This window comes from Kutzneria buriramensis, from assembly GCF_003387475.1.
In the GTDB taxonomy this organism is placed as follows: Bacteria; Actinomycetota; Actinomycetes; order Mycobacteriales; family Pseudonocardiaceae; genus Kutzneria; species Kutzneria buriramensis.
Map to the genome: position 1 here is coordinate 23,926 of NZ_QUNO01000006.1, position 17,032 is coordinate 40,957.

A 17,032-nucleotide genomic window follows, 5' to 3' on the forward strand; every position below is an offset into this window, starting at 1 on the left:
GTCGCGGCAAGACGCACGCTCCCTTTTCCCTTACCAGCAACGGATCGGCGGCGCGGCCCCAAGCGCGACTGGCGAGGGGCCGCCCGGACAGGTCCGCTCCCGTCAGATCAGCCAGCGCTGGTTGGCATCGGCGCCGTTGCACGTACGGACGGACAAGGCGACGCTCACGCCGGACAGGCAGAGGTTGTGGTCACGGCCGCCCACCAGGGTCCGCAGCTGGGCCGCGTTCGGCGGCCTGGTGAAGGAGTTCCACTCGGCATTGCTGACCGCGCCCCCGCCCTGGAGGTCGCATTCGTCCAGCGTCACGGGTGTTCCGTTGCCCGGGTCGTCGAGGACGAACGCGCAGAGCCCGCTGCCCTGGTTCTGGAGCCTGATCAGGTTCGTGCCCTGCGGCGCGGACACCTGCCAGTCCAGGAAGTGGCCCGGGTCGGCCGTCCCGCAGTCCTCCTGGATGATCGGCGCGCCGAAGCTGTCGCTCTGCGGCGCGAAGCACAAGCCGGTGCCGACGTTGGGCATGTGGTGGAACTGGCCGCTGGCCGCCGCGGTGCCCGCGGCCGGGCCGAGGCTCGCCAACGCGAGTGCCGCTCCCAGACACGCGAGCGTTTTTGCCATTCTGAGCACTTTTCCGCCTTCCCAGTGGTGACTGCGGCCCTACGCGGTGATCGCCGGGGCCCTGCCGTCGACTGTCGCGGGCCGGTGCCCCGGGCGGTCGAAACCCGGATGAATCCGGACGGCGGGGCCGGTATCGTGCACTGGCCGGGAAACGCCGGCGTAGGGGGAGGCACGCCGTGCGGTCGTCATGGCATTCGGTCGACGCGTCCGCGGCGCCGCCCGATCCCGGGTCGGCCGAGAAGCTCGACGACCTGGTCGAGCGGCTGCGGTCGCTGAAGGTCTGGGCGGGCGACCCGTCCTACGAGTGGATAACCGGACGGGTGAACTCGGCCTGGAGCGCGGCCGGACGGCTGTCCGGGGAGCTGGCCGGCAAGAGCACCGTGGCCGACTGTTTCCGGCTGGGCCGACGCCGGGTGAACGTCGACCTGGTCGTGGCGATCGTGCAGACCCTGCATCCCAACGCCGGCTATGTGGCCCAGTGGCGGCAGAAACTCCGTGTCCTCACCGGAGAGATCCGGGCGGCGGCGCAGGTGCGGGTCCAGGACGCCCTCCCGCGGGAGCTGCCCGGTTTCACCGGCCGGGCCGCCGAGCTGGGCCGGTTGTGGGCGGCGTTGCAGCACACGGCCGTCACGGGCGGTGCCGTGGTGGTCTCCGCGATCGCCGGCGCCGGCAAGACACAGCTCGCCGTACGGGCCGGACACCTGCTCGTCCGGGACGGGCTGGTCGACCGGGTGCTGTTCGTCGACCTGCGCGGGTTCCACCCGAGCCCGGCTCAGCCGGCGGCCGATCCGTCCGCTGTCCTGGACGGATTCCTTCAGCTGCTGGGCTTGTCCGGCCAACAGATCCCTCACGATCTGCCCGCCCGCAGCGCGGCCTACCGGGCCCGACTGGCCGGCACGCAAACCCTGGTGGTGCTGGACAACGCCGCCGACGCCGATCAGATCCTGCCGCTGCTGCCCCGGACGCCGGGCTGCCCGGCGCTGATCACCAGCCGACGTGCTCTTGCCGAGCTGGATGCCGCCACCCACCTGGCAGTGGACGTCTTCGCGCCCGAGGAATCCACGGTTTTCCTCACGCGGGCCACGATAGGCGTCCCCGCCGGCAGCGACCCCCGGGCCGTCGACCGGATCGCCCGGCGCTGCGGTCACCTGCCCCTAGCGCTCGGACTGGTCGCCGGACACATCCGAGGTACGCCTGGCTGGACTCTCACCGACCACGCCGACCGGCTCGACGAACGCCACCGCCAGCGGCGCCTGGACACCGGCGTCGAGCTGGCGTTCGATCTGTCCTACCAGGACCTACCCGCCCACGGGCAACGTTTGCTGCGGCTCACGGCGCTGCATCCGGGCCAGGACCTTGATGACCACGCAGCTGCGGCCGTCACCGGCAGCGATCTGCCCACCACCCAGGCAGTCCTGAGCCACCTGTGTCGAGACCACCTGCTGCAGGAAGACACCCCTGGCCGGTACACCATGCACGACCTGGTCCGCACCTACGCCACCGGCCGGGCCGACGACGAGGACCCGCCACGCGAGCGCCATGCCGCGCTGACCCGGCTGTTCGACTACTACCTGGCCACCGCCGCCACGGCCATGGACACCATTTACCCGGCCGAGGCACACCGCCGACCCCGGATTCCCGCACCGGCCACGCCCGCACCGGATCTGAGCGAGCCGGGCCCCGCCCGCGCCTGGCTGGACACCGAACGTCCCACCCTCGTCGCGGTCGCCGCACACACCGCCACCCAGGGCTGGCCCGCGCACACAACCCGACTGTCGGCCACCCTGTTCCCCTACCTGGCCACTCAGTTCCTCACCGACTCCCTGGCCGTGCACGGCCACGCCCTGCACGCCGCCTCCCGCGCCGGCGACCCGACCGGGCAGGCCCGCGCACTGACCAGCCTCGGCTTCGCGCAGGGATTGCTCAGCAGGTACGGGCTGGCCGCCGAACACCTCCAGCAGTCGCTGCGCCTGTTCCGGCAGGCCGGCGACCCGACCGACCAGGCCCGCACCCTGGCCAGCCTCGGCGCCGTCGAGGAGCGGCTCGGCCGCTACCAGTCGGCCACCGAGCACCTCCGGCAGGCCCTGACGCTTCACCGGAACGTCCGCGACCGCACCGGCAAAGCGTTCGCACTCAACTGTCTCGGCGTGGTCGAGGCGTGCCTGGGCCGGTACCGTGCGGCCGCCGACAGCCACGAGCAGGCCCTGGCCCTGTGCAGGGAGGAAGGCGACCACACCGGTGAAGCCGGTGCGCTGCGCGGCCTCGGCATTGTCGAGGTTCGGCTGGGCCGGTACCAGCCGGCCGGCGACCACCTGCAGCAGGCCCTGGTCCTGTACCGGCGATTCGGCTCCCGCCTCGGCGAAGCCAGGACGTTGGACTGCCTCGGCATCTTGCACACCCGCCTCGGGCAGCCTGCCCAGGCGACCGAGCACCACCTGCGGGCTTTGGCCGTCTTCGGCGTGACCGGCGACCGGGACGGGGAAGCATGGGCGCTCAACGGCCTGGGCGAAGCCGCGCACGCCGCCGGCCGTCATGCCGACGCAACTTCCCACCACACCACTGCCCACGTCATCGCCGCCGATACCGGCGACCGTGACCAGCAGGCCCGCGCCCACGCCGGCCTCGGCCACGCCCACCGCGCCCTCGGTAACCCCGCAAAGGCCCGGCATCACTACCAGCACGCCCTGGCCTTATACGTGGCTCTCGGGACTCCCGCGGCCGACGAGGTCCGCATTCACCTCGCCACCATCGACAACAACCTCTCCGCACGGCGTGGCCAGACGACGGTCGACTTCGAAGAGAGCCCTTCGTGTGAAGGAACCGGTGATTGCGGCGTGGTCACGTAGGCCACCGGGAGCGCGCTCGGCCACTACACCCGCGGATCTCTCCTGCGCCACCTCGTGAGGGTGTCGCCGCCAACGTACATCTGCGCGTGCGTATCGGGGCGGCTGGTGCGGTTGGTCGCGCAACACGCGGCTACTGCCTCGGCGATCCCCGGCCGGAACACCGGAGCGTGTGCGCGCCCGGATCGGGTTTCGATCCAGGCTGGAACAGCTCGTCGGCATGAGCAAGCATTGCGGTGCACGCTAACTACACGCCGTTTCCAGGGTGTAGGCGTACGGGAGAAAGCCGTCCGACGGCGACGTCGTGGCGCCCCGGAGTATCCGGACGAACGACTGCGAGACAGGCTGACGGACTCCAGGACCGGTGTCGTTCTTGTCGACGGGGCCTTGACCGACCGGCTCGTACGGCTGGCGCCACCCGCCACGGAGTACCAGACCGAGCGCGACAAGGGCCGGTTCGGAACACCATGAGGTCATCCAGCCCATGGACCGGATGACCCCACTCCACGATTGTCGGGACGTTCTCAGCTGAACTCTGGTGGAATGCCGGCAATCTGCCGGTCGGCGTGCACTTCCTCGGCCGCTACGGAGCCGAGGCCACCCTGTTCCAGCTCGCCGGCCAACTGGAACGCGCCAGGCGCTGGCCACACCGCCGCCCACCGACACACGCGGTCGGCGTGGGGGTCAGGCCGGACACCGGCACGAGGATGCCGAGCCGCTAGCGGAGGACCGCAGGGGCGGCGGCGACAGGGCGGCGGATATTCCCTGATCGTCCCGAGTGGACGCATCGATGCCGTGCTGAACGTCCTGAGCGAACAGGTCGTGCCACGACGACCCCGCCGTGGTCCTCCTCGCGGGCGTGCTCGGCAAGGCAGCCGGGGGAGTCCGGCAGGTGATCATCGTCTCTCGGGATGATGTTTCCACCGGTCCCGAACGGCGTGTCGGCAACGCGACACGGAACCGGCGTTGAACAACCGTCGAATCCGAACCCACGCGACCGTGTCCGTGACCGGTGGTAGGTGACATAGCCGCCATTTGGGACCTTCTCATTCACAGTTCCGTTGACGTTCTGTCAATTTCGCTCGGTTTCGCCGGCTTCGGAACCTGTTTACGGTGCATTCCGATCACGCCGGGATCCGGTGTGGTTTCCCTGTCGGAGCGACATCGTCACCACGAGGAGTCCTCGAATGTCCCGACCTTCCCTGCGCGGCGGATCGGCGCTCATTGTGTTGATCAGCATGAGCGCGGCGGCCCTTGTCGCCGCGACGCCCGCCGGAGCCTCGCCGTCGGTCGCGCATGCGGCGGCCGCGTCCTGCTCCACGTCGTACCTGCCGCTGCCGGACTCGTCCTGTACCCCCGGAGCCACCAACCCCGACGTCAGCCAGGACACGATCGACCAGACGATCTGCGTGTCGGGCTGGACCGGCACGGTCCGGCCGCCCGCGTCCTACACCAATGCCCTGAAGGTGCAGCAGATCGGCGAGTACGGCTACGACGACACGAGCACCGCCGACTACGAGGAGGACCACCTCATCCCGCTGGAGCTCGGGGGCGCGCCGCGTGACCCGAACAACCTCTGGCCCGAGCCGCGCTACGGCGACCAGACCTCCGCCAACAAGGATTCCGTGGAGAACGCGCTGAAGAAGGCCGTGTGCGACGGCCAGGTCAACCTCGTCGACGCGCAGAACGCGATCGCGACGGATTGGACGACCGCCGAATCCGTGGTGGGCATCGGCTGACCATCGCGTCCCGAACATCGGACCTCGACCACACGCCCGTGCCGCCCGTATGACGAGGCGGCACGGGCGTTGTTCGATTCTCCACTGTGGACCGTAGCTGAACGGTACGCACTGATGCCGCAGGCACCAGGTCGCCCGGCGCCCCCGCGGACAAGTGCGGGACGCCGTCGGTCCGGGCGATCCCACAGATCGCAGTGACCCGGCCGTTCCGGAACCGCGGCCACGTGCCGGCGAGGCTGTCGGGCGAGCCGGTACGAAACGCGTCCTGGTGTATGAGTTCGTATTCAGGCACGGGAATCGTGGCTGCCCTCCCTCCGGGACCGGATCTTGTCGGATCCGGCCACATCAGACTCGTGATTCATGCTCGACCACCACGCTGTGGACACCCGTCCTCGAAACGGTCTAGATTTGTCCCGGGCGACGTATGCGGGGCGTCAGTGCGATCCGGGGGGATTGGGGCGATGCGTTTCGGGATTCTCGGGCCGTTGCTGGCCCGGGTGGGCGGTCGCGACGTGCGGTTCGACGGTCCGCGCCAGGCCGAGATGCTGGCCGCTCTGCTGATCGAGGCCAACCAGATCGTCCTGATTCCGCGGCTGGTGGCCGTGATGTGGGACCGTGAGGGGCCCGCCACGGCCGCCCGGCAGGTTCAGGAAGCGGTGTCGGGTGTCCGTGGAATCCTGGCCGGCCACGGCGCGCCACCGCCACCGTTCGAACATTTCGTAAAGCCTATGATCGTGTGGTCGTCGCGCTTGCCGCCCAGCCCGCTGCCTCGATCATGTCGAGGCTGTCCTGGACCGACATGCGACCACGGAGTCTGCGCAAGGACGTGCGGCGGCAGGCCGAACCTGATCCTCGTCGTGCGGGCCGACCAGGAAGGGCATCGCCTGGCCGCTCAACGGTCGGCGCGCCGAATCCCTCGCTGCTGCCGCTCGCTCGCCGAGGCACGCGAATACGCAGACACCTCGTGGGCGGCCGTCTCCAAGGGTACGCGCGCGTGACGACGGGCCCACGCCGTGTCGCGGGCACGGCCCTGACCGCTGGAGAGCCTGCCGTCCGCTTGCTGGCTCCACTGCGGGAACGACGCTTCGCGCTGTACCTCATCGGCCAGATGCTCTCCCAGGTTGGCGACGGCATCTATCTCGTCACACTGCCATTCGTCATGCTCAACCAGGGCGGTGGCCCCGCGAACCTCGGCGTGGTGCTGGCCTGCTACGGAGCGGCCAGGCTGGCCTTCTTCCCGGTCGGCGGAACGCTTGTCGACCGCCTGGGCGCCCGGCCGGTGATGCTTGCCGCGGACGCGCTCCGCGCCCTCGTCGTGCTCGGTTTCGTCGTGCTCGCCGCCGAAGGCCGCATCCCCCTGTGGGCCATGATCGCGGTCGCGGTCCCGTTCGGCATCCTCGGCGGGATATTCATGCCGGCCTCGTTCGCCGTATTGCCGCAAATCGTACGTCCCGAGTCGCTCGCTCCGGGCAACTCCCTGATCCAGATCATGCAGAGCACGTCGAGGATCGTCGGGCCCGGGCTAGGCGGAGCGCTCGTCGGGTCGCTGAACAGCGGTGTGGGGCTGCTGATCGACGCGTTCACCTTCCTGGTGTCCAGCCTGACCCTGATGGCGATCCGCCCGTCGAGGCCGGCGGTCGAGACAGCCGACGAAACGGCGGCGCGGCACGCCGACGGCGGCGTCCAGGACGGCGACCAACTGCGGACCTGGCGATCGGTGCTGCGGTATGCCGCCAGCTCTCCCCTGGTGAGGATGAACCTGCTGACCACGCTCGTGTTCAACCTCGCCGCTGTCGGCTTGATCGACGTCGCGCTGCCGAGCTTCGCCCAGGGTCCGCTGGGCCGTGGAGCCCTCGGATTCGGGGTCATGATGACCGGCCTCGGCGCCGGCTCGGTCATCGGGGCACTGCTGGGCCCGGCACTCCTTCGCCTGCGCCGTCGCGGGCTGATCGCGCTCTGCCTCGGCATCGCCGAGGGACTTGCCCTGATGGGTATCCCGGTGGGCTCCTCGCTGGTGGTGGCAACCGCGGCGCTGTTCACCGCCGCGTCCTTGCAAGCCGTGGTGAACGTCTTCTACATGACGATGCTCCAGAAGTCGGTGCCTGCCCGAGCGCTGGGTAGGGTCATGAGCCTGCTGGTCACCTGTGCCGGTCTCGCCTACCCCGCCTCCGCGTTACTCACCGGGTCCGTCCTGGGCACGGTCGACCCGGAGGTCGTGATCATCGTCGCCGGACTGGGCGTGTCGGCGGCCTTCTCGGTCGGATTCCTCAGCAGGCCGTACCGGAACCTCTAGGTCACCAGAACACGCCGCCGCCCGCGAGCTGCGGCGCGCACGAACGATCAACGAAGCGCCGAGACCTCGGCGAGATTCTCGGCACTGTGGAATTTGTCGAGCGCCCACAGTGTGGTGAGCCGCTGTCTGGTAGGCGTGTCGGGGATCGCGTGAAGCGAGTGGAGGCGCTGGCGGGAGCGCGGATCGACGGTCAGAGCGTGGTCGAAGTCGAGGCGGCCGACCCGGTCGTCCTGCATGCTCACGATCAGCGAGGTGGAGTTGGAAACCTCGTGTTCGTGCCACATCCGGGAGAATTCCGCGCTGGCCGCGTGCAGGTCGGTGACGAGCGCGACCGTCGTCGCGTCGTAGCCACGCTCCGCCACGACCACCCGCAGACCGGCGACGTAGGCGCGGCCGATGGCCTCCTGCTGGTCCGGCGAGTTCAGCATGGACCGCCGCCCGTGATGCGAGACGAACCACCACCAGAACAGGTTCCCCTCCCAGCCCGGCATGTTCGTGGCCGGACCGAACAGCATGGTGTGCAACTCGTTCTGGGCCAGGATCGTCGCGAGATCGTCGGCGACGAACGCCGGCGACGCGGCGGCCTCCACCGCCTCCATGACCGACAGCAGACTGGTGTCGACGGCGCCGTCCGGTGCCGCCGCTACGGGTTCGGCGTGTCCGGCCAGCAGGTACAGGTAGGCGCGTTCGTTCGCGTCCAGCTGCAGCGCGCGCGCCAGCCCGGCGACGATGGCGGCCGAGGGCTGCGGGCCACGCCCCTGCTCCAGCCGTTCGTAGTAGGTCGTGGACATGTTCGCCAGGCGCGCCACCTCGTCGCGGCGCAGCCCCGGCGTCCGTCGCCGCTGGCCGATCCGCAACCCCACCACCTGCGGTGACAACGCGTCGCGTCGCCGACGCAGGAAATCGGCCAACGCATCCCGCATGGCCATCTCGCTGTTCTCCCGCATCGGCTACACCACCTCGCCGCGGCGACCGGAGGCCGCCCGTGCTGAGCTCTGCTCGGACACGTGCTTGCCGCGGCGACGCGACAGCCTGCGGTGGTCGCAGCAGCGGGCGACTGCCTCGACTTCCCCGCCGCCGCCGGTCTCTTCGGCGCCGAACGGTGACATGCGACTGCTACACATCTTATCCCCAGTGGTGGTTGCCGGTGTGCCAAGCAGCACCTGACCCGGTCCGACTTCTCCGGCAGCCCGGACGAGGTCGAGAGCCGGCCGTCAGGTGACGCGTTCGTCCCGGCGTGTCAGATCAGGAACGCGGTGTCGACGAGCGCGAAGGGTGTCCCGAGGCAGATCACCGCCCCTCGTTCGAGCGCCGACGCGCCTGTCCGGGCCACCTCCGCGGTGCGCCACGCGTCGTCCCCGAGACGGTCGTCAGGCGGGTCATCAGCCGGCGCAGCGCTCGCGCGAGGGTTCCTCGTGAACCACTCCGCCGGAAAAACGCCACAACGGGCGTAGTGGACATGATGGACATGCGTTTCCCCAGCTTTCGACGCATTCCAGCGCGCATCGCGGCGACTCGGCACGAGATTCGTCTCGCGCGCGACACGGCCCCGGGTGAGTGCCAATGAGTGCGACCGGGCCGTCGCAAACGCGGGCGCCATCCTCGAGTGGAAGTCTGACAAAAACTCGAGAACCGGACAGGTTTGCGTGCGGTGCTTGACAGACTGGCTGTCGCGACACCTTCGTCATGTCACACGGAGGCGCACCTCACAGTTCGTCGACTGATAGGTCCGGCTGAATGTCGGCCCCGTTTCCCTGTTGGAGTACCGCGTTGGGCGGAATGGTTCAGTATCCAGTCAGGCAATCGGGGGTCCACCTTGGGCTGTTGGACGGGTCATCTCGAGGCTAGCAGCGATGACGCCGCCTGTCATTATCGGTCGTGACGGGCCGATTACTCGGGGACAACCCGACCGGTCCGGCTGGAAAGCAGCGAGATTGGCGTGATACGCGCGGATCGTGCCGGTGTGTTGTCCGAACGTGCAGGTATTCGCGGACAGACGTGCTATCGGTGTATCCAGCGGCGACATCATCTGATCTATGACGCCCTTGGTTCGTCGAAGTGGAACGGGAGCTCATCCACGTATTGACAGTACGTGGCTCGGTCCGCCGGCCGACCGTAGCGTTTCGGGTGGAACACAGGTAACACTGAAGAAGCGAACGGAAGTATGAAGTCTGCTCCTCCGGTTCGGCGTCCCGGAAACCGAATCGAAGTGCGGGACAAAAACCCCGCGATAGCAGCGGTAGACCTAGTTGGGGAGTTCTTACGGAAGAGGGGGGTGCCGGTGCACGCGCGCCAGGACCTCTTCTCGACCGTCACCCAGGGGAAGGTGCACGGCCGATGACGATGGACGCGGAGTTCTACTCCCGAGTGGCCGAGCGGTTCGGCGGCTACTTCAGCGACGCGCGGAGCACCGACGTTTTTGTCGACGGCCGCCCGGACGCCGTCTTCGATGAAATGGTGGTCGAACTCGGTGCGCCGCAGGCCCGATTGCTGGATGTCGGCTGCGCCGATGGGCGTAGTTTGTTGCGCACCGCTCATGCATACGGCGACGTGACCGGCGTGGACCTGTCGTCCGCGATGCTGGAATGCGCGGCGCGCTATCGAGCGGAGGCGGGCCTGTCCCACGTCACGTTCGAACTGCGCGACGCCGCCCGCACCGGGCTGCCCGATGGACACGTCGACGTGGTCACCTCCCGCCGCGGGCCACTGATCGCCGACGAGTTCGAGCGAGTGCTCCGACCCGGTGGGGCCCTGGTGTACATGGGGATCGGCGAGCAGGACGCGCGGGAACTGAAGGAGACGTTCGGCCGCGGCCAGGACTTCGGCAGCTGGCACGGCGAGCCGTTGGCGGACGGGATCGCGCGGGAACTGACCGACGCGGGGCTCGTGGTGACGGTCAACCGGGCGTTCCGGTTCGAGGAGTTCTACCACTCGGCGCGCGATCTGGACGTCTTCCTGCACCAGGTGCCGATTCTCGACGGCTACGACTCCGCGGCGGACAAGGAGCCGTTCGACCGCTATGTCGCGGAGGCGGCCGTCGATCAGGGGATTCGGCTGGGTCGGCACTGGTTCGTCGTGCAGGCGCGGAAGCCGGTCGTCGAGACGTCGCACTCCTAGGAAACGGTGCGCCATGGATCTCGTAGTGAACGAAATCTTCGGCCCGACGGTCCAGGGCGAGGGTCGGTCCCTGGGACGCAGGTGCGCGTTCCTGCGACTCGGCGGGTGCAACCTGTCGTGCTCGTGGTGTGACACGCCCTATACGTGGGACTGGACCGGGGCCGGCGACAGCGGCGTCGCCCACGATCCGCGCAAGGAGCTGCACCGCCGCTCGGTGGAGGACGTCCTCGCGGAACTGGTGGAATTCGACACCGACCTGATCGTGATTTCCGGCGGCGAGCCCCTCGGGCAGCAGGAGCGGCTGATTCCGCTGGTGACGGCGCTGGTGGGGCGCGGCAAGGAAATCGAGATCGAGACCAACGGGACGCACGCCGCGCACCCCGAACTCGTCGCCGCCGGTGTCCGGTTCAACGTCTCGCCGAAACTGTCGCACTCGGGCGACACCCGCAAGCGCCGGATCGTGCCGGCCGCTCTCACCAGCCTGTCCGCGGTGTCGGGCAGCACGTTCAAGTTCGTCTGCCGGAACACCCGCGATCTCGACGAGGTGGCCGAGCTGGTGTCCGAATTCGGCCTGCGTTCGGTGTGGATCATGCCGATCGGGCGCACCGCCGACGATGTCACCAAGCACATGACCGAACTGGCCGACGCGGTGGTCGAGCGTGGCTGGAATCTGACGACCAGGCTGCACACGTTGTTGTGGGACGACAAACGCGCCGTGTGAGCGACGGCTCACGCGACCGAGAGGGGAAACGCGGCACGATGACGTTTCGAATCACGAAGAAATTCGAGTTCTCGGCCAGTCACCAGCTCGCCGGACTGGCCCCCGAACACCAATGCGCCCGAATGCACGGGCACAACTACGTGATCGAGCTGGAGCTCGGCGCCGAGGACGCGGCGCTGTCGCCGGTCGGCTTCGTCCGGGACTACGGAGAACTGTCGACGATCAAGGCCTGGATCGACAAACAGCTCGACCACCGGCATCTGAACGACGTGATGGACAACAACCCGACGGCCGAGAACATGGCGGCCTGGGTCTACCGGACCTGGTCGATGGAGTTTCCCGAGCTGACCTGTGTGCGCGTTTCCGAAACTCCCAAGACCTGGGCCGAGTACCGGCCGTGACGGCAGTGCCCGGCGCAGCCCCGACGAAAGGTGACCGCATGTCGGTGACGGACTTGGACCTCGACGGCGACCCAGCGGTGTCGAGGACCGCGGAGGACCCGTTGGTCGACCTCGCCCGCCAGCTGTTGAAGGAGATCGGCGAGGACCCGAATCGCGACGGACTGCGCGACACGCCCGCGCGGTTCGCCCGCTGGTGGCGAGAGTTCATCAACTACGACACCGGTTCGCTGGGCACGCTGTTCGAGTCCGTCGGCACGAGTCAGCTGGTGGTCGTCTCCGACATCCAGGTGTGGTCGCTGTGCGAGCACCACCTCCTGCCGTTCAACTGCTCCATCACGATCGCCTACCGCCCGACGGGCCAACTGCTCGGCCTCTCCAAATTCGCGCGGGTGGCCCATCAGTACGCGCACAAGCTTCAGGTCCAGGAGCGCCTCGTGGACCAGATCGCGCTCGAGATCAGCACGCTGAGCGGCGCCTCGGACGTCGCGGTCATCGCGAAGGGCGAGCACCTCTGCATGACGATGCGCGGCATCAAGGCCGCCGCGCAGATGACGTCGACCGCGTACCGAGGAGCGTTCGGCACCGACTCCGGGCTCCGCGGCGAGCTGTTCGACCTGCTCCGGGCGTGACGTGCCAGCCGGGGCCGAATGCGATGGCCCGGTCGATAGGAATGGACAACGATGAACACCAACAACTCCACGACGCCGGCGGAAGCGGTGCGGCTGCTTCCCGAGCTGGACGCGGACCGGCTGGTGGCCGACCTCATGACCGCGCGCGGCCACCTGTGGGATGAGCAGAGCTCATTCGTGAACGGGAGGGTGTCGCGGTGGGCCGAACAGGACTGGCGCTGCCTCCCGGTGCGCAGCCCCGGCGGCGACAAGGCCCGCACCGACCCGGGCGGCCCGGGCAGCGCGGAGTTCGCCGACACCGAGTGGCTGGACCACATGCCTTACGTTCGTGAGGTCCTGCGCTCGATTCCCGGGACCCTCTACGCGGTCCGCTTCATGGATCTCGGGCCCGACACCATCGGATACCCCCACACCGATCCGAAGTTCGCCCCGGACTGGGGCATGGCCCGGCTGCACATCCCGGTCATCACCCACGAGAAGGCCTCGCTGGACCTCGACGGCGTGATTCACCGGTGGCAGCCCGGGGAGTTCTGGTTCGGCGACTTCAGCCGCAAGCACCAGATCCAGAACCTCGGTCCCGAACACCGGGTGCACCTCGTGGTGGACGTGCTCGTCACACCGGAACTGGCGCAGCTGTTCCCGGCCGACTGGGCCGACTACTTCGCCGGCCCCGAGGTGCTCTACAACCGCCCGGCGGTGGCCGTGACCGACGACGAGCGGCGCGCCGCGCGGTGTTCCTTCGACGCGCCGGCGCACCTGCTGGAGATCGAGGTGTTCGGGTCGCTGACCGGCGAGCAGCCGCAGGCCACCTTCACCGTGGTCGACACCGGCACGGGGCTCGCCGTGCGATCTCCCGAGGACCACCTCTTCCCGCTGACAGCCCTCGGCGGACACGAGTACCGCCTGGTCGGGTGGAGCGAGGAGCGGACCATCGCCCTGCGGCTGGACGGTGCGCGGCCCGAAGCCGAGGTGACCTACCGCAAGGGCCGCCGGTCGTCGCGGCTGTCCGTCCCGGCCACGCCGGCGGCGTGACGCAACCTCCTGGTCCTCCGTCCCCCATCTGCCTGCGGGAAGGCGACGCATGCCGAAAACTGTCGCAATCGTGTCCGGCGGTCTGGACTCGGTCACCATGGCCTACCACCTCCAGGCGCAAGGACACACGCTCCACCTGCTGTCCGTGAACTACGGCCAGCGCCACCTCGTCGAGCACGAGTTCGCCGAGAAGACGGCCCGTACGCTCGGGGTGCCGCACGACGTCGTCGACCTCAGCACCGTCGGCAAGTTCCTGAGCGGTTCCTCACTCACCGATGCGACCGTCGACGTGCCGGATCACCAGGACGGGTCGTCCGGCACGAGCCCGAACGTCGTGCCCAACCGCAATGCCCTGCTGTTGTCCGTCGCCTTCGCGGTGGCCGTCGCCGAGACGGCGGAGGCGGTGGCCGTCGGCGTCGTCGACGACCTGAACGCCGCGCCGGACAGCAATGCCGCGTTCATCGATTCCTTCATCGCCATGGAGCGGATCGCCACCCGCGGCTACGCCCATCCCGACCTGGCCCTGATCGCGCCGCTGGTCAGGCTGCGCAAGAGCGAGGTCGTGTCGCTGGGCGAGGAACTCGGCGTCCCGTGGGCCGAGACCTGGAGCTGTTTCCGCGGCGACGCCCTGCAGTGCGGGCGGTGCGCCGCCTGCCGGGAGCGGCAGGCGGCGTTCCGGGACGCCGGCGTGACCGACCCGACGACCTACCAGACGAGCGACTCGAAGGAGCTGGCATGACCGACCGCTTTCCCGTGCTCGACCTCCGGGACGCCGACGGTTCGGCCGAGGCCCGGGCGGAGTTCCTGGACCGGTTGCGCACGGCCATCCACGAGATCGGTTTCTTCCAGCTCGTCGGCCACGGCATCGAGGACGCCGACGACATGCTGGAGCTGGCCCGCCGGTTCTTCGCGCTGCCCGAGGCCGACCGGCTCGCGCTGAACATCCTGGACTCGCCGCTGTTCCGCGGCTATTCCGAACTCGGTCGCGAACACACCAAGGGCATTCCCGACCAGCGCCAGCAGCTGGACATCGGGCCGGAGCAGCCGGCGCGGACCGCCGCGCCCGGCGAGCCCGCCTACCGGTGCCTGATCGGCCCGAACGAGTGGCCCGCGGCGATGCCGGAGCTGCGCCCGGCCATCGAGTCGTGGATCACCCGGCTGACCGACCTGTCGCACCGGCTGCTGCGGCTGATGCTCGAGTCGCTCGACGCCCCCGCCGGGTTCCTCGACGACGTGGTCGACCCGGACCCGCAGATCCACCTGAAGCTCCTGCACTACCCGGGCCCCGCGCAGCCGCTCCCGGACGCGGACGCCGGCCAGGGGACCGGCATCCACAACGACCTCGGGCTGCTCACCCTGCTCGTGCAGGACGACAACGGCGGCCTCCAGGTCGCGGTGGAGGACGACCAGTTCGCCGACGTGCCGGTGGTCCCCGGGGCGTTCGTGGTCAACCTGGGGGAACTGCTGGAGGTGGCCACGCGGGGCTATGTGCGCGCCACCCTGCACCGGGTGGTCCGGCCCGCCCCGGGCGTCGACCGCTACTCGATCCCGTTCTTCTTCAACCCCCGGCTGGACGCCACCATGCAGCCGCTGCCCAGCCCGTACGTCGCGGGCGCCGACGGGGCCACCGACGACGCCGACAACCCGCTGTTCGCCCTCTACGGCGACAACGTCATGAAGGGGCTGATCCGCTCCTTCCCCGACATCGTCGCCCGCCACCACCCCGCCCTGGCCGCCGGCGCCGCGTCCAGGGGCTGACCCGAGGCAGAGCAGATCTCATGAGAGTCAACCTTCTCGGGCCGCTCCAGGCCTTCGGCGACGACCCCCGCGTCGACCTGGCGCCGGCCGCCCAGAAAGTGCGTCAGACACTGGCGTTGCTCGTGCTCAGGGCGGGCCAGGTGGTGCGGTTCGAACACCTCATGGACGAGCTGTGGGACGGCGACTCGCCGGCCAGCGCGCTCACCGCGATGCAGACCTACGTGTACCAGCTCAGGAAGCGGTTCTCGCTGGGGAATCCGAGGAGCGGCGGCGCGGTGCGGCCGGCGGGGCCGCAGCTGGTCACGGTGGACAGCGGATACCAGCTGTCGCTGCCGGCCGAGCACGTGGACGGCCTACGGTGCGAGCCGCTGCTTGCGCGGGCCCGGGCGGAGTTCGGTGACGGGGACTTCGCCCGGGCCCGCGACACGGCCGCCGAGGCGCTGCGGTTGTGGCGGGACGACGCCCTGGTGGACGTCCGGAAGGGACCCGTGCTGACCGCGGAGGCGGCTCGTCTGAAGGAGCTGCGGGCCGGTGCGCAGCACCTGCGTATCGAATCCGACCTCCATCTCGGCCGGCACCACGAGGTGCTCGACGAACTCGCGTCGATGGCCGGGCGGGAGCCGACGGACGAACGGGCCCAGGGCAACCTGATGACGGCTCTCTACCGCATGGATCGGCGGGCGGAGGCGCTCCAGGTCTACCGGCGGGCCCGCGAGCGGATCGCCTCCGAGCTGGGGCTCGATCCGTCGCCCCAACTCCAGGCCCTGCACACGGCCGTGCTCACGTCGGACGAGGCGCTGCTGCGTCCCGCCGGGCGACTCACGGCCGTGAGGGCGGCGACCAGGGCGCCCCGCCACCTGCCCGCGCCGCGTGAGCGTCTGGTCGGACGCGCCGACCAGCTCGCGCGCCTCACCGCGGCGCTGGCCGGCCGGTCGCGGGCGGATCGGCCGGTCGCGGTCGTGGGCGGCGGCCCTGGCACCGGCAAAAGCGAGCTGTGCTTGCACGCCGCGCACCAGGTCAGCGGTCACTACCCGGACGGGCGGCTCTACGCGCGGCTGCGTGACGGCGCCGGCCAGCGGGTGCCGTCCGCCGAGATCCTCCGCTCGTTCCTGCGTGGACTCGGCGCGACCGAGGAGCAGCTGCGCCTGGGCACGACCGATCTGAGCCTGCTGTTCCGCACCTGGACCGCAGACCAGCGCGTCCTGGTGGTACTCGACGACGTGTGCGACGCCCGGGACCTGACACCGCTGCTGCCGTCGGGCGCCGGCTGCGGCGTGATCATCGGCAGCCGGCGGCGGCTGTTCGTGTCCTCCTCGGCGGTCCATGTCGAATTGGGCGGGCTGTCCTTCGAGGACTGCCTGCGCCTGTTGGCATCCTCGGTGCCGACACATCGGATCACCATGAATCCGGACGGGCTGCAACGGCTGGTCCGGTTGTGCTGGGGGCTGCCCGGCGCGCTCTTCGCGGTCGCCTCGCAGCTGCGTCGCCGTCCACATTGGACTGCTCGGCAGGCCACCGCCTGGGTTCTCGCGTCCGACAGCGATCCGCTGGGCGTGCGGGCCGGCTTCGACCGGACGCTGGCGACGCTGCCCGCCGAGTCGCGGCCCCTGGCGTACGCGTTGCTGTCTCCCGGAGCTGCCGACCGGCTCACGCCGGCGCTGGTCGCGGCGGCCCTGCGAATCGGCGACCAGCAGGCCGAGGACCTGTTGGAGGAGCTGGCGGAGAGCTACTTGGTGCGCGCGCAGCAGCCGTGCGTGGACGGCCGGTTCTCCTACGAATGGGAGCCGGGCGTGCGCTCGTTCGCGGCGCGGCCGGACAGCCCGCCGGTCATGCGCTCCGCCTGACGGTGACAGTGCCGCAACGACGTAGCGAATCGAGGTCGAATGC

Annotated in this window: 15 protein-coding genes; 12 read left to right on the plus strand and 3 right to left on the minus strand. The window is 69.6% G+C overall.

Going from position 1 to position 17,032, the window contains the following annotated elements:
• Positions 1-102: 102 nt before the first annotated feature.
• The gene (locus BCF44_RS18265; RefSeq protein WP_116175551.1) at positions 103-612 is read right to left on the minus strand and encodes an RICIN domain-containing protein; all 510 of its coding nucleotides are present in this window, start codon (positions 610-612) and stop codon (positions 103-105) included.
• A 176-nt stretch (positions 613-788) separates the two neighbouring features.
• Between BCF44_RS18265 and BCF44_RS18270 the strand changes: the two genes are divergently transcribed.
• The 4 genes from BCF44_RS18270 to BCF44_RS18285 all read left to right on the plus strand — a co-directional run bounded on the left by BCF44_RS18270 (position 789) and on the right by BCF44_RS18285 (position 7,487).
• Positions 789-3,458, plus strand: coding sequence for an ATP-binding protein (locus BCF44_RS18270; RefSeq protein WP_116175552.1), 2,670 nt, complete (start codon positions 789-791; stop codon positions 3,456-3,458).
• Between the two features lie 1,184 nt (positions 3,459-4,642).
• Complete coding sequence (locus BCF44_RS18275; RefSeq protein ID WP_116175553.1) at positions 4,643-5,194, plus strand: hypothetical protein; 552 nt, start codon at positions 4,643-4,645, stop codon at positions 5,192-5,194.
• A gap of 461 nt (positions 5,195-5,655) precedes the next feature.
• Positions 5,656-6,192 carry an AfsR/SARP family transcriptional regulator gene (locus BCF44_RS55515; protein ID WP_170217595.1) on the plus strand — a complete coding sequence of 179 codons (537 nt, stop codon included), beginning with the start codon at positions 5,656-5,658 and terminating at the stop codon, positions 6,190-6,192.
• Between the two features lie 59 nt (positions 6,193-6,251).
• Positions 6,252-7,487, plus strand: coding sequence for an MFS transporter (locus BCF44_RS18285; protein WP_170217596.1), 1,236 nt, complete (start codon positions 6,252-6,254; stop codon positions 7,485-7,487).
• 47 nt (positions 7,488-7,534) lie between these two features.
• Here BCF44_RS18285 and BCF44_RS18290 read toward each other — a convergent pair whose 3' ends face one another.
• A complete protein-coding gene (locus BCF44_RS18290) occupies positions 7,535-8,434 on the minus strand; it encodes a helix-turn-helix transcriptional regulator (RefSeq protein WP_116175556.1) in 900 nt (299 codons plus the stop codon).
• Positions 8,435-8,437: 3 nt separating this feature from the next.
• Positions 8,438-8,596, minus strand: coding sequence for a hypothetical protein (locus BCF44_RS55520; protein ID WP_170217597.1), 159 nt, complete (start codon positions 8,594-8,596; stop codon positions 8,438-8,440).
• 1,228 nt (positions 8,597-9,824) lie between these two features.
• On the opposite strand from BCF44_RS55520, the gene BCF44_RS18295 reads away from it, so the two are divergent.
• The 8 genes from BCF44_RS18295 to BCF44_RS18330 are packed head-to-tail and all read left to right on the plus strand — an operon-like array spanning position 9,825 to position 16,989.
• Entirely contained in the window at positions 9,825-10,604 is a 780-nt protein-coding gene (locus BCF44_RS18295; protein WP_116175557.1) for a class I SAM-dependent methyltransferase, read from the plus strand.
• 25 nt (positions 10,605-10,629) lie between these two features.
• Positions 10,630-11,325 carry a 7-carboxy-7-deazaguanine synthase QueE gene (locus BCF44_RS18300; protein ID WP_246015240.1) on the plus strand — a complete coding sequence of 232 codons (696 nt, stop codon included), beginning with the start codon at positions 10,630-10,632 and terminating at the stop codon, positions 11,323-11,325.
• Between the two features lie 38 nt (positions 11,326-11,363).
• A complete protein-coding gene (locus BCF44_RS18305; protein ID WP_116175982.1) occupies positions 11,364-11,726 on the plus strand; it encodes a 6-pyruvoyl trahydropterin synthase family protein in 363 nt (120 codons plus the stop codon).
• Positions 11,727-11,764: 38 nt separating this feature from the next.
• A complete protein-coding gene (gene folE, locus BCF44_RS18310; RefSeq protein WP_116175559.1) occupies positions 11,765-12,355 on the plus strand; it encodes a GTP cyclohydrolase I in 591 nt (196 codons plus the stop codon).
• A 51-nt stretch (positions 12,356-12,406) separates the two neighbouring features.
• Positions 12,407-13,387, plus strand: coding sequence for an aspartyl/asparaginyl beta-hydroxylase domain-containing protein (locus tag BCF44_RS18315; RefSeq protein ID WP_116175560.1), 981 nt, complete (start codon positions 12,407-12,409; stop codon positions 13,385-13,387).
• A 49-nt stretch (positions 13,388-13,436) separates the two neighbouring features.
• The gene (gene queC, locus BCF44_RS18320; protein ID WP_116175561.1) at positions 13,437-14,126 is read left to right on the plus strand and encodes a 7-cyano-7-deazaguanine synthase QueC; all 690 of its coding nucleotides are present in this window, start codon (positions 13,437-13,439) and stop codon (positions 14,124-14,126) included.
• Positions 14,123-15,145 carry an isopenicillin N synthase family dioxygenase gene (locus BCF44_RS18325; RefSeq protein ID WP_116175562.1) on the plus strand — a complete coding sequence of 341 codons (1,023 nt, stop codon included), beginning with the start codon at positions 14,123-14,125 and terminating at the stop codon, positions 15,143-15,145. The genes queC and BCF44_RS18325 overlap by 4 nt, the downstream gene beginning before the upstream one ends.
• Positions 15,146-15,165: 20 nt before the next feature.
• Positions 15,166-16,989, plus strand: a complete 1,824-nt coding sequence (locus tag BCF44_RS18330) for an AfsR/SARP family transcriptional regulator (RefSeq protein WP_116175563.1) — start codon at positions 15,166-15,168, stop codon at positions 16,987-16,989.
• The last annotated feature ends 43 nt before the right edge of the window (positions 16,990-17,032 follow it).

What these genes read in the sequence shown, in the direction of transcription:
- BCF44_RS18330 (WP_116175563.1), top strand. Translation starts at nt 15,166, where the DNA reads ATGAGAGTCAACCTTCTCGGGCCGCTCCAGGCCTTCGGCGACGACCCC.
- BCF44_RS18315 (WP_116175560.1), top strand. Translation starts at nt 12,407, where the DNA reads ATGAACACCAACAACTCCACGACGCCGGCGGAAGCGGTGCGGCTGCTT.
- BCF44_RS18325 (WP_116175562.1), top strand. Translation starts at nt 14,123, where the DNA reads ATGACCGACCGCTTTCCCGTGCTCGACCTCCGGGACGCCGACGGTTCG.
- BCF44_RS55515 (WP_170217595.1), top strand. Translation starts at nt 5,656, where the DNA reads ATGCGTTTCGGGATTCTCGGGCCGTTGCTGGCCCGGGTGGGCGGTCGC.
- BCF44_RS18265 (WP_116175551.1), bottom strand. Translation starts at nt 612, where the DNA reads ATGGCAAAAACGCTCGCGTGTCTGGGAGCGGCACTCGCGTTGGCGAGC.
- BCF44_RS18275 (WP_116175553.1), top strand. Translation starts at nt 4,643, where the DNA reads ATGTCCCGACCTTCCCTGCGCGGCGGATCGGCGCTCATTGTGTTGATC.
- BCF44_RS55520 (WP_170217597.1), bottom strand. Translation starts at nt 8,596, where the DNA reads ATGTCACCGTTCGGCGCCGAAGAGACCGGCGGCGGCGGGGAAGTCGAG.
- queC (WP_116175561.1), top strand. Translation starts at nt 13,437, where the DNA reads ATGCCGAAAACTGTCGCAATCGTGTCCGGCGGTCTGGACTCGGTCACC.
- BCF44_RS18295 (WP_116175557.1), top strand. Translation starts at nt 9,825, where the DNA reads ATGACGATGGACGCGGAGTTCTACTCCCGAGTGGCCGAGCGGTTCGGC.
- BCF44_RS18290 (WP_116175556.1), bottom strand. Translation starts at nt 8,434, where the DNA reads ATGCGGGAGAACAGCGAGATGGCCATGCGGGATGCGTTGGCCGATTTC.
- BCF44_RS18305 (WP_116175982.1), top strand. Translation starts at nt 11,364, where the DNA reads ATGACGTTTCGAATCACGAAGAAATTCGAGTTCTCGGCCAGTCACCAG.
- folE (WP_116175559.1), top strand. Translation starts at nt 11,765, where the DNA reads ATGTCGGTGACGGACTTGGACCTCGACGGCGACCCAGCGGTGTCGAGG.